Here is a 17,082-nt window from a genome sequence, read left to right as displayed (position 1 = left end):
TAGATATGAAAAAAATAGCCCAATGCACAGGGATAATATTCATCGTTGGGTTGTTCTATGTTTATTTATTTCAACCTAATAAAGACGTATATATATCACCTTCTTTTAACAAGGTTGAGTCTAATATGAATACAACATCATTAGACATAACATCAGGAGAAGTTGCTGAAATTCCATATAATTTTAAACAAATGATACGTGATGAAACGCCAAGTAATAATTTCGATATTTATGTGGCAGAAGATAATATAGAAGGTAACCCTCAACTCCATGGTATTTATCAGCCTTTACCTAAAACAAGTTTAGTAAATATAAATCTACGGACAGGTGAAGAGTTATGGCACTATCGCCCCAATTTACTAAACGATGTAATAAAAGTGCAAGGAGTAACGGTTTTGCCTAAAGAAAGCATTGTTGAATTTAATGAATTTTTACTCACAGATCTCAAAATTGGTGATAGCTTATTTTTAACTCTGCCTAGTGGCTTAGAGCAACAAATTGTTATAGCCAAAATTGATATTATTACAGACAAGGTAACGGCTTGGGATCTTCAAAATACACAACAACAGCATATAGGGAAAATTACTAAAATAGATTATTTAACAGAAGGTTCGTTCATTACTGATAATAACGAAGAGTATCATTTAAGAACTGTAAATCTTAAAGGATGGATAACGACAAAAAATCATTTGATTAGTAATAACAATGAGGCAGTGAAGAATAACAGTAATGCGTTTTTGCATCTCATAGAGTAAACGGGCTAATTAGCCCGTCTATTTTATCTACGTTTAAATGTTAGTAACGTCAATGAACATCGACTCATCTATATTTGTTGAAGAAACTGTCGCTTCGTTAAAGGCATATTCAGCCTTCTCACCTTCACGATCTAATGGCAAGTTAACAAAATCAAACAGGTTCTTATCTGCTAGCTGGCTTGGGCTGATGTTCTGGATTGATTTGAAGATTGCATCAACACGCCCCGGCGTTTTCTTATCCCAATCAATCAACATTGCTTTAATGCTTTGACGCTGAAGATTTTCTTGTGAACCACATAGGTTACAAGGAATGATCGGGAATTCTTTGTGCTCTGCGTATTTGATCAGATCTTTTTCACGACAGTACGCTAACGGGCGAATAACCACGTTACGACCATCATCAGAGCGTAGCTTTGGTGGCATTGCCTTTAAACGAGAACCATGGAACATGTTTAGGAACAATGTTTCTACGATGTCATCTAGGTGGTGACCTAATGCAATTTTTGTTGCACCAATTTTCTCTGCAAATGAGTACAGTGTGCCACGACGTAAACGAGAACAAAGACCACAGGTTGTTTTACCCTCTTCGATCTTCTCTTTCACTACTGAATAAGTATCTTTATCTACGATGTAGTAAGGAATGTTAAGGCTAGCAAAGTACTCTGGAAGAATATGCTCAGGGAAACCAGGTTGCTTCTGATCAAGGTTTACAGCCACAACATCAAACTTAATTGGTGCTGCTTTTTGTAGATTTAGCAAAATATCCAGCATCGCAAATGAATCTTTACCGCCACTGATACATGCCATAACAACATCATTTTCTTCAATCATGTTGTAGTCAATAATAGCGTTGCCGACATTACGACGTAGACGTTTTTGCAGCTTATTAAATTCAAGTACTTCTTTACGATTATCTGTCTGATTCATTACTACTTCTCTCACCATCGGTAACACCGACAGTAGAATTGCTGGATAAGAATTTATAGGGCGTGAATTATACGGATTTTCGACCAAACAGGAAATAGTTAACTACGGTTAAAACAATAACCAGAAAATAGATACAAAAAAGCTCGGCCTAAACCGAGCTCATTTTGAAAAGTGTTGTGCGATTAGCTAAATAAACCCGCAAAGAACTTCTTCACATGATCAACTAAGCGGCTAAAGATACTACCTTCTTCCACTGCATCCAGTGCAACAAGTGGTTGAGACCCCACTTCTTTACCATCAACCAAGTAAAGTACCTTACCCACTTCTTCGCCTTTAGCGATTGGGGCATCTAACTCACCATTAAGCTCCACACTTGCTGTAAGTTTTTTAGTATCATTGCGTGACAGCGTAACGTAGCTTGACTTATCAACACCTAACTCTACGTTCTCTTTATTACCGAACCATACACGCTCAGAAATGATCTTGTCGCCAGCTTTATGAGGAACAACTGTCTCAAAGAAACGGAAACCATAGTTTAACAGTGCCTTACTTTCACTTTCGCGGATCTTAGTACTCTTGGTACCCATCACTACTGCGATTAAACGCATGTCGCCTTCAGTAGCAGAGCTCGTTAAGCTGTAGCCTGCGCCACTGGTGTAACCAGTTTTCATACCATCGACATTCATGCTCTTGTCATGTAGTAAACCGTTACGGTTACGTTGGGTAATGTTGTTATAAGTGAATGATTTTTCGCTGTACAACGGGTAAATATTAGGTAAATCACGGATTAACGCTTGGCCTAATAACGCAATGTCGTATGGCGTGGTGTAAAGATCACCATGATCCAAACCATGTGGGTTAGCAAAGTGAGATGAATTCATCCCTAACTTCTTCGCCCATGAGTTCATTAAGCCAACGAACGCTTGCTCAGAACCTGCAACGTGTTCAGCAATAGCAACACTTGCATCGTTACCTGATTGAATAATCAAACCACGGAATAGATCCATCAGTGGCACTTCGCTACCCACTTCAATAAACATCTTTGAAGAATCAGGGAAATTACGCGCCCAAGCATTACGACTGATCACCACAACATCGTCTTTACTGATGTTGCCTTGTTTCATTTCTTGACCAGCAACGTAGCTCGTCATTAGCTTCGTTAAACTAGCTGGATTTAATTTTTCGTTAGCGTTCTTTTCAACTAATACCTGTCCAGTATTGTAATCCATTAAAACATAACCTTTCGCACTCAGTGTAGGTGCGTCAGGAATGACAGATGGTGCTGCTAGTGCTGAAAACGACACAGTACAAAGCGCAGTAACACCAACGAGAGAGAAAAGCGGCGAGGTCTTTTTCATTTGAGGCAAAGTCCCTTAAAAATACGATAAAACAATCTAGATAACTATTCGCAATAAAATACGATGACAGCTTAAACCAAATAGGTATATAGATTGATGTCCATTATAACGTTATGAATGTGAAATACTTGCTTTTGTAACACAGTCTTACGATTTCGTTTTAGTCTTCACATTTATAACTTTAATCGTGCTAAATATAAATGTTTAATCTTGCATCTATCACGTTTTTTGTCGCTTGCTCACGTTGTTATGATTTTTTGAACATGGAAATGAAGCTTTATTTTTTTAACGTGCTATCCAATAGTAAGCACATAAGGTAAATTTATTTTTTCATTTGAAATATCAGGACAAATAATGAGCTATTACAAAAAACTAGAACAGCATGCTCGTAAGTTATCTCGCTTAGATCACTTAAGCGCCATTTGTGGTTGGGATCAAGCTGCTATGATGCCAAGTGGCGGTGCTGAAGCACGTTCAGAAGCTATGGCAGAATTAGCCGTTATTTCTCATGAACTTTCTACTGCCCCTTACCTAGAAGAATGGTTTGCAAGTGCAGAGAAAGAAAACCTAACTGATGAACAACGTGTTAGCCTTGCTGCTTTAAAGCGCCAATGGATGATGCATAACATTTTGCTTGCAGAGCTGGTGGAGCAAAAATCATTACTAGGCTCGCAATGTGAACATGCTTGGCGTACTCAACGCCCTGCAAATGATTGGGAAGGATTTAAAAAGAACCTTGAACCTGTTGTTGAATTAGCTCGTCAAGAAGCTGCAATTCGTTCCAAAGCAACAGGGCTTAGCCTTTATGATGCCCTACTTGATCTTTACGAACCGGGTATGACAACCGAAGTGCTAGATCGTATTTTTGCTGATGTAAAAACGTGGCTACCTCAGTTAATCCAAGATGTTCAAAATAAACAACAAGCAGAAAGTATAGAGCCATTAACAAGCACTTTCCCCATTGAGCAACAAAAAGCATTAAGCCTTAATGTGATGAAGTTACTTAACTTCGATTTTGATCATGGCCGATTAGATATCAGTACTCACCCATTCTGTGGCGGTGTACCGACTGATGTACGTATCACTACACGTTATGATGAAGCGGATTTTACTTCAGCACTAATGGGCGTGATCCATGAAACAGGCCATGCACGTTATGAACAAGGTCTACCAAAACAATGGCGTGATCTTCCTGTTGGTCAAGCACGTTCGATGGGGATACATGAAAGCCAATCGCTATTTTTTGAAATGCAGCTATCGCGTAATGTGGATTTCGCTCAGCAACTAGCACCATTGGCACAACAGACTTTTGGTCGTGGATCAGATACAGCTTTAACAGCAGAAAATATCAATGCAATTAATACTCGTGTTAAGCCAGGTTACATTCGTGTCGATGCTGATGAAGTCACTTACCCTGCTCATGTGATTTTACGTTATGAAATTGAACGTGATCTTATTGAACGTAAAATTGAAGTTACAGATATTCCAGTGATTTGGGATGAGAAAATGCAAGCCTACTTAGGTATTGATACCAAAGGCAACTTCAAAGATGGCTGTATGCAAGATATTCACTGGACTGATGGTAGTTTTGGTTACTTCCCTTCATACACATTAGGTGCAATGTATGCCGCACAATTTATGGCTGCGATGAAGCAAACTGTAGATGTGAAATCTGCTATTACATCAGGTGATTTATCCCCTGTATTTGCATGGCTTGAAGCTAATGTTTGGTCTAAAGGATGCACGCTTTCAACTGATGAGCTAGTCAAACAAGCGACAGGTGAAACGTTAAATCCTAAATACTTCCAAGCGCATTTAAATAGTCGTTATTTATAGTACGATAACAAAAAAGAGCAGGCGTTAATGCCTGCTCTCCTTCTTTTTAGTACAGTTAATAAAATTACTTATTCCACTGCTTAAAGATATTGTCAGCTAGTGTTTTATTCTCTGTAGCAAAGTATGGAATTTGAATGTTTTTTGACGTTCCGTAATTAAAAATCAAAAATTCGTCATCTAAATCAGATGCTGCGGTTTTTGACATAATGATATCTGAACCATCAGCCGCACCTTCAATAACTAGATTACCATCGCTATCAATTTTCCAAGAAAATTTACTCTCTTCTCCACCTTCTAAAATAGTCACTTCATTACCTTCAGATGAGTATTTCAATGTTACAAAATCTGGATCAGGAGTACCTGTCGTTGAATCATCCCAAAAGTGATAGAGTGTTTTTCCTGAAAAATCACTTTCAGTAAGAGCTACATATTCATTTAACTTCTCGGTACTGTCTTTTTCAATAAATAAAGACAATTCGTTTTGAGTTGTTTTTATTAACATCCAATCAGAGCTGAAATGCACAATATAATCTAATGAATCATTAGCAACCTGGAAGCTATCATCATTATATTTGATAGTATGTGATTCTTCTTTACCGTTATTTACAACTGAAACTTCAGTATCATTAAAAGTCACATCAGTAAAAACGCCTTCTTCTTTAAACTGTAACTCATTGGTATGAATAACAGTAAATGTTTCTGAAGTGAGGCGATCTTTTAATGTATCGATAACTTCAAACTTATCTAGATCTTCAGCGTTATTGATATACTCATTAATGTCTTCTAACGTGGTTTTTGCAATATCTACAAGCTTCTCACTATCCGTTTTATTTATAATTGACTTTGTTAAAGTTCTAGCAAGAGCATGTATCTTTTTAGCATCACTTTCTGTTTCTTCTGAATTTTTTTTCGCAACGTAATCGCTTGATAGTACTTCAAGAGGTAAATTTAATTCAGTAGCTAACTCTTCAAGAGTTTTATCCGTATTGTATGCCGTTGTTGAGAATGGTGAGATAACCTCAACACCCGCGTCGGCAACAAAAGTAAAGTCTTTTTTAATTGCACCTTCATTATCAGTGTCTGATGTTCGACCCGCAACAGCTTTGATAATTACAGGATATTGAGTGTCAGCTTCATCAAGAGAAAACTGACCTTCTTCACCTGTTACTTGATCAAGCTTTTCATCTTCGTCAGCAATTTTATTTTTATTACGGTCAACATAAATATCAGCATTAACTAAATAACCATCAATCGCTTTATATTCTTTTGTTGTAACGTCATTTTCCGTTGTTACAGTTTGAGTTGGCGATGCTTCTTCACTACTACTACCACCGCCACAAGCCGTTAATGTTAATGCTGCTGCCATAGCCAAATATACTTTAGTCTTTGTCATTACTTTATCCTATTTGAAATTATTATTAATCCATTCCTGACGTTGCATTTAATAGATCGACAGCATGTTAGGTGTTTGATTTTCTATGTTCAAATATCGAGAGACTATAGGTAGCTAGGTGATAACTCTTAATATTCCATATATAATAGAATTAAAATTAAATGTTATGATCCGATATTATTAAAAATTAAACTTATAAGTAAAAATAACCATTGATAATTGAAACATAATATCCTTTCTATATGCTCTAATTTCGACACGCTTCACAACAGTATTAAGATTAATATTTATTTAATACATATACATACTAAATGCAGGTTTAAAAAACTTATCAGCCATAGTCTCTTTCCATTTAAGGGTTATGGCTTTTTCATTTCAATTCATTATGTTATTCGTGATCTAATTTAGTTTAACCGACGTATTCCTCTTGTGTCTGTTTACTGGAGGCGTTAACAAATCATGGATAATGATAATATTGAATTTACCAAACACGATATTGAAGACATGGAAAAACGTTATCGTGTGCAACTCATGAACTGCTTATCAGGCTTTAAAAGTGCCAATTTGATTGGAACGGTTGATAATGATGGTAATGAAAATTTAGCGATCGTCAGTTCCGTCATTCATCTTGGTTCATCCCCTGCGTTGCTGGGCTTTATCATGCGTCCTGCAAAAGTCGAGAGACATACTTACACTAATATCCAGCAAACTGAAGAATTTACAATTAATGCTGTTTGTGAAGAGTTTTACCAACAAGCACATCAAACCTCAGCTCGTTACCCACAAAACATTTCCGAATTTAATGAAGTTGGCCTTACGCCATTTTACGATAGTAGTTGTAGAGCCCCATTTGTTTTGGAAAGTCCGATAAAAATTGGGTTACGGCTATTAGAAGTGATTGATATAAAGTCTAACGATACACACATGGTCGTTGGTGAAGTACAGAAATTATACTTACCACAATCATCAATAAAGGCGGACGGCCATATAAATATTGAAGGGTTAGATTTAATGACCATATCAGGGCTTGATAACTATCATGTTACGCAAAGTTTAGGACGTTTGAGTTATGCGAAACCCGACAAATCCATTGTGCCGTTAAATATGGATGGCAAAGCATTCTTTATAGAAAATTAAAATAAGCCTCAATGTTTTATTACATTGAGGCTAGCATTCTATTACAACACGCTATTTTTAATAACTGTCATTACACCCTGTTCGTTATTACTTGGCGCTTCAAAACGTGCGAGTTTCTTGATTTCTGGATGGGCATTTGCCATGGCGTAGCTATGGTAGGTTTCACGTAGCATTTCGATATCATTGAAGAAATCACCAAAACTCATGCTTTGTTCAAACGTGAAATCAAACACTTGTTGAAGATGCTTTATCGCTGCGCCTTTTGAAGCATTCTTATCCATTAAATCAAGCCAAATCTTCGCACTTACGACCACTTGATGTGTGTCACCAAACTGCGGTGATAGCACTGGATAAACATGCTCTTCTGTACCATTGAAATTTAAAACCGCGACTTTAATAAACTCATCATCAACAGCCAGTAAATCCTCAACTAACTTAAGATTATGGTAATACTTACGAATTTCATCTAAGGCTTGTTCGCTGGTGGCTTCGGTGTGGGCAGCATTCTTACCACATAACACAATGTCACAGCCCTGCACTTGCTTAACAGCTTTAAGAATATCGTGAATTTCATTGGTTGGAATAGTTGAACTATACAACTCTTTTCCTTGATGCATTACCAATGTGCCGTTCTCAGCAATAAAGATCATCTCATCTTTAATTGGAGCAAATGTATTTACAAGGCTTTGATATTGACGCCCTGATGCTGCTGCAAACAGCACATTCTTTTGCTGTAGTTGGTTGAATACATCATAAAAATCCGATGGTAATTGCTTTTTTTCACAAAGCAGCGTGCCATCCATGTCTGTTGCAATAAATTTAATTGAAGCTGTCATATAACCTTTACCACTGAGTGTTTATCACACTATTTTACCTGTTAGAGCAGAATCATTGTAAATGAATAGAAATAATTACTCATTAATCCGGCGGTTCTTATAGTAATACTCTTTATCGTGTTCAGTAATCGGTCTTAAGACTCGGCAAGGGTTACCGACTGCAACCACATTGGCAGGAATATCTTTGGTAACAATACTACCCGCACCAATCACCGTATTCTCACCTATTGTCACGCCCGGTAAAACCACCACATGCGCACCTAACCAGACATTATTTCCAATCGTCACTGGAATATTAAATTGGGCCACATCGCGACGAAGATCAGGGTCGATAGGATGACCTGCTGTTGCAATAGTGACATTAGGTCCGATCATGACACTGTCACCAATATAGATATGGGTATCATCAACCAAGGTAAGATTAAAATTAGCGTAAACGTTATTACCTATATGAGTATTGATTCCCCAATTGGCACGTAGCGGTGGCTCGATGTAGCAATTCTCCCCCACAGTGGCAAACAAATCTTTCATGATAGATTGGCGTTTATCATATTCAGAAGGTCGAGTTTGATTAAAGTCATACAGCACTTCCAAACATTCTACTTGTGCATTTGCTAACGCTTCATCGGTACAAAAGTAAACTTTTTGACTATGAACTTGTTCGAGGATGTCCATCGTTGTCCTTATTAAGACATTAATAATGGCGCTAGATTAATACTGACAATTTGGGTTGGGAAGACTGCTGTAATGAGATTCAAAAGCCCATCACAATTACATTTACTGTGGATGAAACGTGAGAATCTAATCCCATTATTTATATTAATAATTAGTTACATTCAGCATCAATATTATACTTAGATCACGGTTTATCATCGGCAATTTCTATATTGTACGAACATAATTAACTATAAAACCAAAGGGATAAAGTATGGCGTACCAAGCTAAAGATCTAAATTACCGTGGCGAGAACTGTGGTGTTCACAATTGGATCACCGATGGTGGTCAATCATTCTATTGGCACCCAGATTGGCTACATATCGCTGAAGACGAAACTGGCTTATACGGCAAACATGAAATTGAAGTTGAACAAGGTGGTGAGGTCACTAAAGGCCATGCTGTTCATACTATCCTTAAGAAGTTGAATGAGTTGCTGAAAGGCTCTGATCACGCATAATAAAAATCCCCTAACACATTTAAATGCTAGGGGATTTTTTCATTCCATCAAGATTGACTTAACTGTATTTTTCAGCGGTTTTCTCAACCAGTTTTACAATCACTTCTACTGCTTTTTCCATCCCTTCAACCGTAATAAACTCATGAATACCGTGGAAATTATAGCCGCCAGTGAAGATATTCGGGCAAGGTAAGCCTTTGAAAGATAGTCGAGCACCATCTGTACCGCCACGAATAGGCTTAATTTCAGGCTTCACGTCGCAATCAATCATGGCATCTTTTGCCAATTCAATAATGTGTGGATATGGCTCCACCATTTCACGCATATTGAAGTAAGAGTCTGTTAGAACAAGCTCAACACGCCCTTTTTCTAACTGCGCATTTAGCTCAGTCACTTTTTGCTGCATGAATGCTTTTCGTTGCTCTTGGCCTTCACGGCTAAAGTCACGAATGATGTAACCTAACTCTGTTTTTGCAACCGATGGTTTCATTGATTTCAAATGGTAGAAACCTTCATAACCTTCTGTTGCTTCAGGTGTTTCATCACTTGGCATCATTAACTGGAACTGAGCTGCGATATTCATGGCGTTAACCATCTTACCTTTAGCTGTACCAGGATGAACATTAGTGCCGTAGCAAATCACATCTGCAGATGTAGCGTTAAAGTTCTCAAACTCTAACTCGCCAACAGGACCACCATCGATGGTGTACGCCCATTGTGCATTGAATTTTTCTACATCAAACAAATCAGCACCACGACCAATCTCTTCATCAGGCGTGAAACCAATACAAATATCACCGTGTTTAATTTCAGGATGAGCGACAAGGTAGGCAATCGCTGTCATGATTTCAGCAACGCCTGCTTTGTTGTCTGCGCCCAGTAGCGTTGTACCATCAGTAGTAATGATGTTGTGACCGTGTAACGTATTAAGGTCTGGATATTGAATTGGTGATAAAACCTCATCACCAATACCTAATGCAATGTCACCACCTTGGTAGTTTTCTACAATTTGCGGTTTAACATTTAAGCCTAATGCGTCAGGCGCTGTATCCATGTGCGCAATAAAGCCAATAGCAGGAATATCAGCAGATGTGTTTGCAGGAAGACGCGCCATTAAGTAGCAGTGTTCATCAAGGGAAATATCTGATAAACCAAGCGCTTCCATTTCTGATTTTAGCTGTTGTGCAAGGTTAAACTGCCCTGCCGTACTCGGACATGCTGCAACACTGCCATTAGATTGAGTATCGATTTGCACATATCGGAAAAAACGTTCAAGTAACTTATCCATCATTAACCTTACATTACTCAATTACGGAAATTCGTAGATTTAAATATGAGTCAATTATGACGGATAAGCTGATGAGTAACTTTGCGATGTATCAGTTTTAAGTTACATATCGATAATTTATGATTTGGTTAGGATCCAAGGAGAAATTTTCTCTATCTCTTTACTTAGATTGATAGATTCATTCTCTGCCAAGTCATTAAGATGAACACGTGCAACACCAGAATTAAAGTTGAGTTTTTTACCTGTTTTTAAAGCAAGAGTTTTATTAAACGTGCGATCTTTTAATGTAATCACTACCCCTTCAGCTTTAGGCATAAACCATTGACTAAACATGCCACCCAAATCTGCCATCATGGTGTTCATCTGAGGAACAATCGCTTCAATATATGCTTGTTCTAACACTTTCGACTGATAGTTTTCAGCTAAAATCTGCATTGAAACGTCACAGGTAATACCATCATCAATAACAAAGGTAACATCAGGGTTGGCTTGTCTTAAATTGGAATCTAGCGGAATAGACAATGCATAATCGGCAGGAATCGTTAACTCTTCATAATGTTCATCTTTACGCATTGATGCTTTATGAACGTGACAGGTTTGTCCTGCTCTATCAACAAGGTATAGACGGATCTTTACATCGTCATGCCCTTCTTTAAGGTTATTCTTTAGCTTTCTATATAGCGCGCTGTAACGCATGTTAACGTCTTGTGCTTGCACGTTTACACTACTTAAAAGCGATAAGCAGCTAACTGCGAGAATAAGTCCTTTTTTTAACATCTTTTTTTATTTCCTATAAAAGCATTAAAGCTATCTTATTGCGAGATTTCTTAGTTACGGTGTGTTATTTATTATTGAGAATATAAAGTTATAGTGCATTAGATTTGTAAATAGTCATATTTAAGGCAATAAAAAAGCTCCTTTAACAGGAGCTTTTAAAATCATTATTTACGCATTGAACACGTCTTTATCAACTGGCGGTTGATTATCCGACGGTGGCTGCTGATCATCGCCATCACTCTTAGCGACAGATGTTACTTGTAGTGTTACACCAAACATATTGCGATAGATAATCCCCTTTACATTAAAGAAGAAAGGTAATGTCCAAATCAGACCAATACCCGCTGTTGCAATAGAGATAAAGAACATCAGCATTATTACAATGTAAATGGCTGTCATTGGAAGCACTTTACGAATGGTCGCCATAAAAGAATACTGGATGGCTTTTAGCGGTGATACTCGCTTTTCACACACTAATAGAATTGCCATGCTTAATGCCATTGTTAAGAACAGCCCTACCAACGGGAATAAGCTACTACCTAAACCTTGAATTGATGAAAGCAATAACATGGTAATAAGAGACACAAGGGTAAAAGAGAAACCTTTTACAATTTGGCTCGCTTTACTCGGCAGACCGACAGCATGATTAAGTGCCATAAGGCTTACACCTGCATACAAAGGTGCAATTAAAACATCTGACCAAAAGTTAGCCATAAAGCCCGCTTTTAAGATCTCAGCAGTAAAACCCTGCCCTGTTACGAATGCATCAAAGAATACACTTGGGCTACCAAGTTGTACTTCTAAACCTAAAAGCAACAGCGCAACTTGAGCAAGAAACAAGCAAATTACCGCAGGTAAAAAACTGAAGATATTTTTTGCGGTTATTTTCCACGCTTCATGTAAAACAGTGACAGGCTGTAAATCAACCTCGCCTTTTAATGCTTTTTCAATTGACCCACCAATGTGGAAACTACGGTTAACTGGCTCTTTCATACTCATATCAATTCTTGATGTAATGGCGGCATTGTACGTTACTGGCGATAAGACAAAAACATTTCAAACGTAAAAAATCGTTTTGGATGTTTAATTTGTGTGTTTTTCATGCTGATTCATTCAAAAAGCTGATAAAGAAATCGTCTTTTTCATAAAATCGGTTTTAATCATACTAAGATGTAATAATGGTTATTATCCGAGAGGAAGTATTTTTGAATTTTTATATTACCTACATGTCGGTAAAAGAGTATTAATCATTTATATAAAATGGGTGAAGTACTATAAGGGTTTTCACAAGTTTGTGATGGGAAATATTACACTTTCTCATAAATTTCAGTGAAAAAACGCTTTAAATTGAAAGACTACAGGTCTATCATGCGCCCTTTATTTTTAAGCCAAAATGTTGGGATTTAACAAAACAATCCCAGGGTGGAGATAACGTAGAATTGAACGCTGAAAAAACATCTCAGAAACCTGTCATTCAGCTGAAGGGTCTTAGCAAAAGCTTCGACGGTAAGCAGATCATTTCAGGTTTGGACCTAAACGTAAATGATGGTGAGTTCTTGACCATCTTAGGTCCATCAGGCTGTGGTAAAACCACAGTACTTCGTCTAATTGCTGGCTTTGAAACTGCTGATAATGGGCAGATTACAATTGACGGCAAAGATGTTACTGACATTCCAGCTGAACAACGCCTAGTAAATACGGTGTTTCAGAGTTATGCACTGTTCCCACATATGACAGTGTTTGAGAACGTCGCGTTTGGTTTACGCATGCAGAAAGTTCCCGCGAGTGAAATTGAGCCGCGTGTAATGGAAGCGTTGCGTATGGTGCAACTTGATAAGTTTGCCCCTCGTAAACCTCATCAATTGTCTGGTGGTCAGCAACAACGTGTTGCGATTGCTCGTGCAGTTGTAAACAAACCAAAAGTTCTTTTACTTGATGAATCACTGTCTGCACTTGATTACAAATTACGTAAGCAAATGCAGTTAGAGTTAAAGCAACTACAACGTAAGCTGGGTATCACTTTCATTTTCGTTACTCACGATCAGGAAGAAGCGTTATCTATGTCTGACCGTATCATTGTTATGCGCGATGGTAATGTAGAACAAGATGGCTCTCCTCGTGAAATTTACGAAGAACCAACTAACCTATTCGTTGCTCGCTTTATCGGTGAAATTAACGTCTTCGATGCTACTGTTAAAGAGCGTTTAGATGCTAAACGTATCATGGCTGATGTTGAAAGTCGTCACTCATTGATTCACTGTGATCTAGACGTAAATGTGGGTGATAAGGTTAAAGTTCTTCTTCGACCTGAAGATATCCGCATTGAAGAGATCCACAACGGTGACGAAGCAACGGGCATTGTCGGTTACGTTCGTGAGCGTACTTATAAAGGTATGACTTTAGATTCTGTTGTGCAGTTAGAGTCTGGTAAATCAGTGATGGTTAGTGAATTCTTCAATGAAGACGATCCTGATGTAGACCACTCTCTTGATCAAAAAGTAGCCATTACTTGGGTTGAAAGTTGGGAAGTGGTACTCGCTGATGAGCAAGAAATTTAATTTACAGAATTTCATTATCGCGCTAGTCGTAAGTTGGTTACTACTTTTTGTATTCGTACCCAACTTAATGATTATCGGAACCAGTTTCCTAACGCGTGACGATGCTAATTTGATCAAAATGGTCTTTACGTTAGATAACTACACAAGACTGTTTGATCCATTGTACGCAAAAGTACTTTGGCACTCTTTTTACATGGCAATCACAGCAACCATTCTGTGTTTATTGATTGGTTACCCTTTTGCTTATGCCATTGCAAAAATGCCAGAGAAATGGCGTCCATTTATGCTGTTTTTGGTTATTGTACCGTTTTGGACTAACTCTCTAATTCGTACTTACGGCCTAAAACTGATGTTAGGTACTCGTGGTATTTTAAATAACACATTAATGTACCTTGATATTATCGATAAGCCACTGCGAATCATGTACACCGAGTACGCAGTAATGATCGGTTTAGTGTATATCTTGCTACCTTTTATGGTGCTACCACTCTACTCCGCTATCGAGAAGCTTGATAATAACTACATCGAAGCAGCACGTGATTTAGGTGCGAGTAAGGTACAAACCTTTATTCGTGTGATTTTCCCATTAACCATGCCGGGCGTTATCGCTGGCTGTTTATTGGTACTGTTACCAGCACTGGGTATGTTCTACGTTTCTGACCTTCTTGGCGGTGCGAAGAACCTATTAATTGGTAACGTAATTAAGAGTCAGGTTCTAAACGCGCGCGATTGGTCATTTGGTTCTGCAACAAGTATTGCCCTCACCTTGGCAATGGCAATTATGCTATACGCCTACTACCGTGCAGGTAAGTTACTGAACAAGAAAGTGGAGCTTGAATAATGGGACGCTTGTTTAAATTTAGTTTTATGTCGGTGGTATATGCGTTTCTATATACCCCAATCATTATTCTGATTGTTAACTCATTCAATGCCAGCAAGTTTGGTATGAAGTGGGAAGGCTTTACTACTAAGTGGTATGAGCAACTGGTTAACAACGACAGTTTAATGCAAGCGGCTGGACACTCGATCACTATCGCTGTGTTCTCAGCAACGGCTGCTGCCCTAATTGGTAGCTTAACGGCGGTTGCCCTGTTCCGTTATAACTTTAAAGGTAAGAAGTTCGTATCTGGTATGCTGTTTCTCGTTATGATGTCACCAGACATCGTAATGGCAATCTCGCTACTTGCACTGTTCTTACTATTGGGTGCTAACTTAGGTTTCTTAACGCTACTCCTATCACACATCACATTCTGTCTACCGTTTGTTGTTGTTACAGTTTACAGCCGTTTAAAAGGCTTTGATGTGAAAATGCTAGAAGCAGCACGTGACCTTGGTGCAAGTGAGTGGGTTATCTTAAAACAGATCATCCTACCGTTAGCGAAGCCTGCTGTTGCAGCGGGTTGGCTACTAAGCTTCACCCTATCGCTAGATGACGTAATTGTGAGTTCGTTTGTAACGGGCCCAACTTACGAAATCCTACCATTGAAGATTTACTCAATGGTACGTGTAGGTATTTCACCAGAAGTGAATGCCCTAGCAACAATCATGCTGTGTGTTTCTCTTGTGCTTGTTATTTGTTCGCAATTACTGGCACGAGACAAAGTAAAGTAAACATCCGCATTCAAAATACAAAAATGGCTAACTGGAAACAGTTAGCCATTTTTTTGTTTAAAATTCACCTGATTACCACAACCACGCCGTTACAAATTGACACACTTTTTTAGTATCCAAAAAGGTTAACTTGCTCTAAATTTCGCCCACTTTTAAATGCACCTTACTACGAAGACAAACGAATGAAAAAATGGTCATCTCTTGTTATCGGTACCGCTCTACTTTCTGCAACGGCAAGCATTAACGCTTTCGCTGCTGAAGACGAGAAAGACAAACAGTTAGTATTTATGAACTGGGGTCCTTATATCTCTACAGAGCTTCGTGAGCAATTCACGAAAGAGACAGGTATTAAAGTGATCTACTCGACTTACGAGTCGAATGAAACCATGTATGCAAAACTTCGTGCTCATCCAGAAGGTTATGATCTGGTTGTGCCATCAACATACTTTGTTGCGAAAATGCGTAACGAAGGCATGTTACAAAAGATTGATAAGTCTAAGCTGTCTAACTTCACAGAGCTAGACAAGAACTACCTAGACAAGCCATTTGATCCAAATAACGATTACTCTCTTCCACACGTAATCGCGATGACAGGCCTTGCTGTTAACACAGACATGTACGACCCAGAAGATTTCGATAGCTGGGCAGATCTATGGAACCCTGAGCTGAAAGGTCAACTAATGCTAATGGACGACACTCGTGAAGTGTTCCACATTGCATTACGTAAGTTAGGTTACTCTGGTAACACAACTAACCCGAAAGAAATTGACGAAGCAAAAGCAGAGCTTGAGAAACTCATGCCAAACGTATTGGTATTTAACTCAGACAACCCTGCTGCGCCTTATCTTGCAGGTGAAGTGGGTCTAGGTATGCTTTGGAACGGCTCTGCAGCAGCGGCACAAAAAGAAGGCTTACCAATTAAGCTAATTTGGCTAAAAGAAGGCGGTATCTTCTGGGTAGATAGCCTAGCTATTACTAAGAACGCGAAAAACGTAGAAGCGGCACACAAGATGATCGACTTCCTACTACGTCCAGATATCGCTGCACAAATTTCAGAGCAAACGGGTTACTTAACCGCGGTTGAGAAATCAAACGCGAAGTACAAAGACAACCCTACACTATTCCCACCACAAGAAGATCTTGATCGTGGTGAGTGGCAAGACTCTGTTGGTGATATGAATGTTCGCTACGAGAATTACTTCCTTGAATTAAAAGCGGATCAATAAGAAAAACAAAAAGCTGCCAATGGCAGCTTTTTTTATATTCGGTATTTATTAACAAAAGTCGTAATTTGTAGTTAATTTTAGATTTTTACTTATCACACTTGTTATTAATCAATACGATAGCGCAATTTTACAGCTCTTTTTCTGTATTTTTGTGATATGGGCTGCGAATTTTCTCTGCTATAATCATTCTGTTTTACGGTTAACAT

General features: G+C 38.4%; 16 protein-coding genes. 8 read left to right on the top strand and 8 right to left on the bottom strand.

What is annotated here, in order from left to right; translation table 11 throughout:
* The first annotated feature begins 5 nt into the window (after positions 1 to 5).
* Positions 6 to 755, top strand: coding sequence for a hypothetical protein (locus Q7674_RS14695; RefSeq protein ID WP_045062872.1), 750 nt, complete (start codon positions 6 to 8; stop codon positions 753 to 755).
* Positions 756 to 788: 33 nt separating this feature from the next.
* Here Q7674_RS14695 and ttcA read toward each other — a convergent pair whose 3' ends face one another.
* The gene (gene ttcA, locus Q7674_RS14690) at positions 789 to 1,682 is read right to left on the bottom strand and encodes a tRNA 2-thiocytidine(32) synthetase TtcA (protein WP_045062873.1); all 894 of its coding nucleotides are present in this window, start codon (positions 1,680 to 1,682) and stop codon (positions 789 to 791) included.
* 182 nt (positions 1,683 to 1,864) lie between these two features.
* Positions 1,865 to 3,040 carry a D-alanyl-D-alanine carboxypeptidase family protein gene (locus Q7674_RS14685; RefSeq protein WP_008987040.1) on the bottom strand — a complete coding sequence of 392 codons (1,176 nt, stop codon included), beginning with the start codon at positions 3,038 to 3,040 and terminating at the stop codon, positions 1,865 to 1,867.
* Positions 3,041 to 3,394: 354 nt separating this feature from the next.
* On the opposite strand from Q7674_RS14685, the gene Q7674_RS14680 reads away from it, so the two are divergent.
* Entirely contained in the window at positions 3,395 to 4,876 is a 1,482-nt protein-coding gene (locus Q7674_RS14680) for a carboxypeptidase M32 (protein WP_305422654.1), read from the top strand.
* 64 nt (positions 4,877 to 4,940) lie between these two features.
* On the opposite strand, the gene Q7674_RS14675 is transcribed toward Q7674_RS14680, so the two are convergent.
* Positions 4,941 to 6,269 (bottom strand): hypothetical protein, encoded by a 1,329-nt coding sequence (locus Q7674_RS14675; protein WP_045062876.1) that lies wholly within the window; start codon positions 6,267 to 6,269, stop codon positions 4,941 to 4,943.
* A 459-nt stretch (positions 6,270 to 6,728) separates the two neighbouring features.
* Here Q7674_RS14675 and Q7674_RS14670 point away from each other — a divergent pair, with 459 nt between their 5' ends.
* A complete protein-coding gene (locus Q7674_RS14670) occupies positions 6,729 to 7,406 on the top strand; it encodes a flavin reductase family protein (protein WP_045062877.1) in 678 nt (225 codons plus the stop codon).
* A gap of 41 nt (positions 7,407 to 7,447) precedes the next feature.
* Here the strand turns inward: Q7674_RS14670 and Q7674_RS14665 are convergent, their stop codons facing one another.
* Both Q7674_RS14665 and Q7674_RS14660 read right to left on the bottom strand, forming a co-directional pair.
* Positions 7,448 to 8,242, bottom strand: a complete 795-nt coding sequence (locus Q7674_RS14665) for a Cof-type HAD-IIB family hydrolase (protein WP_045062878.1) — start codon at positions 8,240 to 8,242, stop codon at positions 7,448 to 7,450.
* Between the two features lie 75 nt (positions 8,243 to 8,317).
* Positions 8,318 to 8,917, bottom strand: a complete 600-nt coding sequence (locus Q7674_RS14660; protein WP_045062879.1) for a sugar O-acetyltransferase — start codon at positions 8,915 to 8,917, stop codon at positions 8,318 to 8,320.
* Between the two features lie 253 nt (positions 8,918 to 9,170).
* Between Q7674_RS14660 and Q7674_RS14655 the strand changes: the two genes are divergently transcribed.
* Positions 9,171 to 9,416, top strand: coding sequence for a hypothetical protein (locus Q7674_RS14655; protein ID WP_008987035.1), 246 nt, complete (start codon positions 9,171 to 9,173; stop codon positions 9,414 to 9,416).
* A gap of 58 nt (positions 9,417 to 9,474) precedes the next feature.
* On the opposite strand, the gene pepT is transcribed toward Q7674_RS14655, so the two are convergent.
* From pepT to Q7674_RS14640, 3 genes are all read right to left on the bottom strand, one after another.
* Entirely contained in the window at positions 9,475 to 10,704 is a 1,230-nt protein-coding gene (pepT, locus tag Q7674_RS14650; RefSeq protein WP_045062880.1) for a peptidase T, read from the bottom strand.
* 117 nt (positions 10,705 to 10,821) lie between these two features.
* Positions 10,822 to 11,481, bottom strand: coding sequence for a DUF2987 domain-containing protein (locus Q7674_RS14645; protein WP_045062882.1), 660 nt, complete (start codon positions 11,479 to 11,481; stop codon positions 10,822 to 10,824).
* A 168-nt stretch (positions 11,482 to 11,649) separates the two neighbouring features.
* On the bottom strand, positions 11,650 to 12,474 hold the full coding sequence (locus Q7674_RS14640) for a DUF2189 domain-containing protein (protein ID WP_023932355.1): 825 nt from the start codon (positions 12,472 to 12,474) through the stop codon (positions 11,650 to 11,652).
* Between the two features lie 446 nt (positions 12,475 to 12,920).
* Here Q7674_RS14640 and potA point away from each other — a divergent pair, with 446 nt between their 5' ends.
* From potA to Q7674_RS14620, 4 genes are all read left to right on the top strand, one after another.
* Positions 12,921 to 14,039 (top strand): spermidine/putrescine ABC transporter ATP-binding protein PotA, encoded by a 1,119-nt coding sequence (gene potA, locus Q7674_RS14635; protein WP_045062884.1) that lies wholly within the window; start codon positions 12,921 to 12,923, stop codon positions 14,037 to 14,039.
* Positions 14,023 to 14,880 carry a spermidine/putrescine ABC transporter permease PotB gene (gene potB, locus Q7674_RS14630; RefSeq protein ID WP_305422649.1) on the top strand — a complete coding sequence of 286 codons (858 nt, stop codon included), beginning with the start codon at positions 14,023 to 14,025 and terminating at the stop codon, positions 14,878 to 14,880. The genes potA and potB overlap by 17 nt, the downstream gene beginning before the upstream one ends.
* Positions 14,880 to 15,650 (top strand): spermidine/putrescine ABC transporter permease PotC, encoded by a 771-nt coding sequence (potC, locus tag Q7674_RS14625; RefSeq protein ID WP_008987029.1) that lies wholly within the window; start codon positions 14,880 to 14,882, stop codon positions 15,648 to 15,650. The genes potB and potC overlap by 1 nt, the downstream gene beginning before the upstream one ends.
* A 182-nt stretch (positions 15,651 to 15,832) precedes the next feature.
* Entirely contained in the window at positions 15,833 to 16,876 is a 1,044-nt protein-coding gene (locus Q7674_RS14620) for an extracellular solute-binding protein (protein ID WP_305422647.1), read from the top strand.
* Positions 16,877 to 17,082 lie beyond the last annotated feature (206 nt).

The organism is Photobacterium leiognathi, from assembly GCF_030685535.1.
GTDB classification, from domain to species: domain Bacteria; phylum Pseudomonadota; class Gammaproteobacteria; order Enterobacterales; family Vibrionaceae; genus Photobacterium; species Photobacterium leiognathi.
Note: the sequence above shows the minus strand (reverse complement) of the source record. Positions and strands in the feature narration are given on the sequence as shown.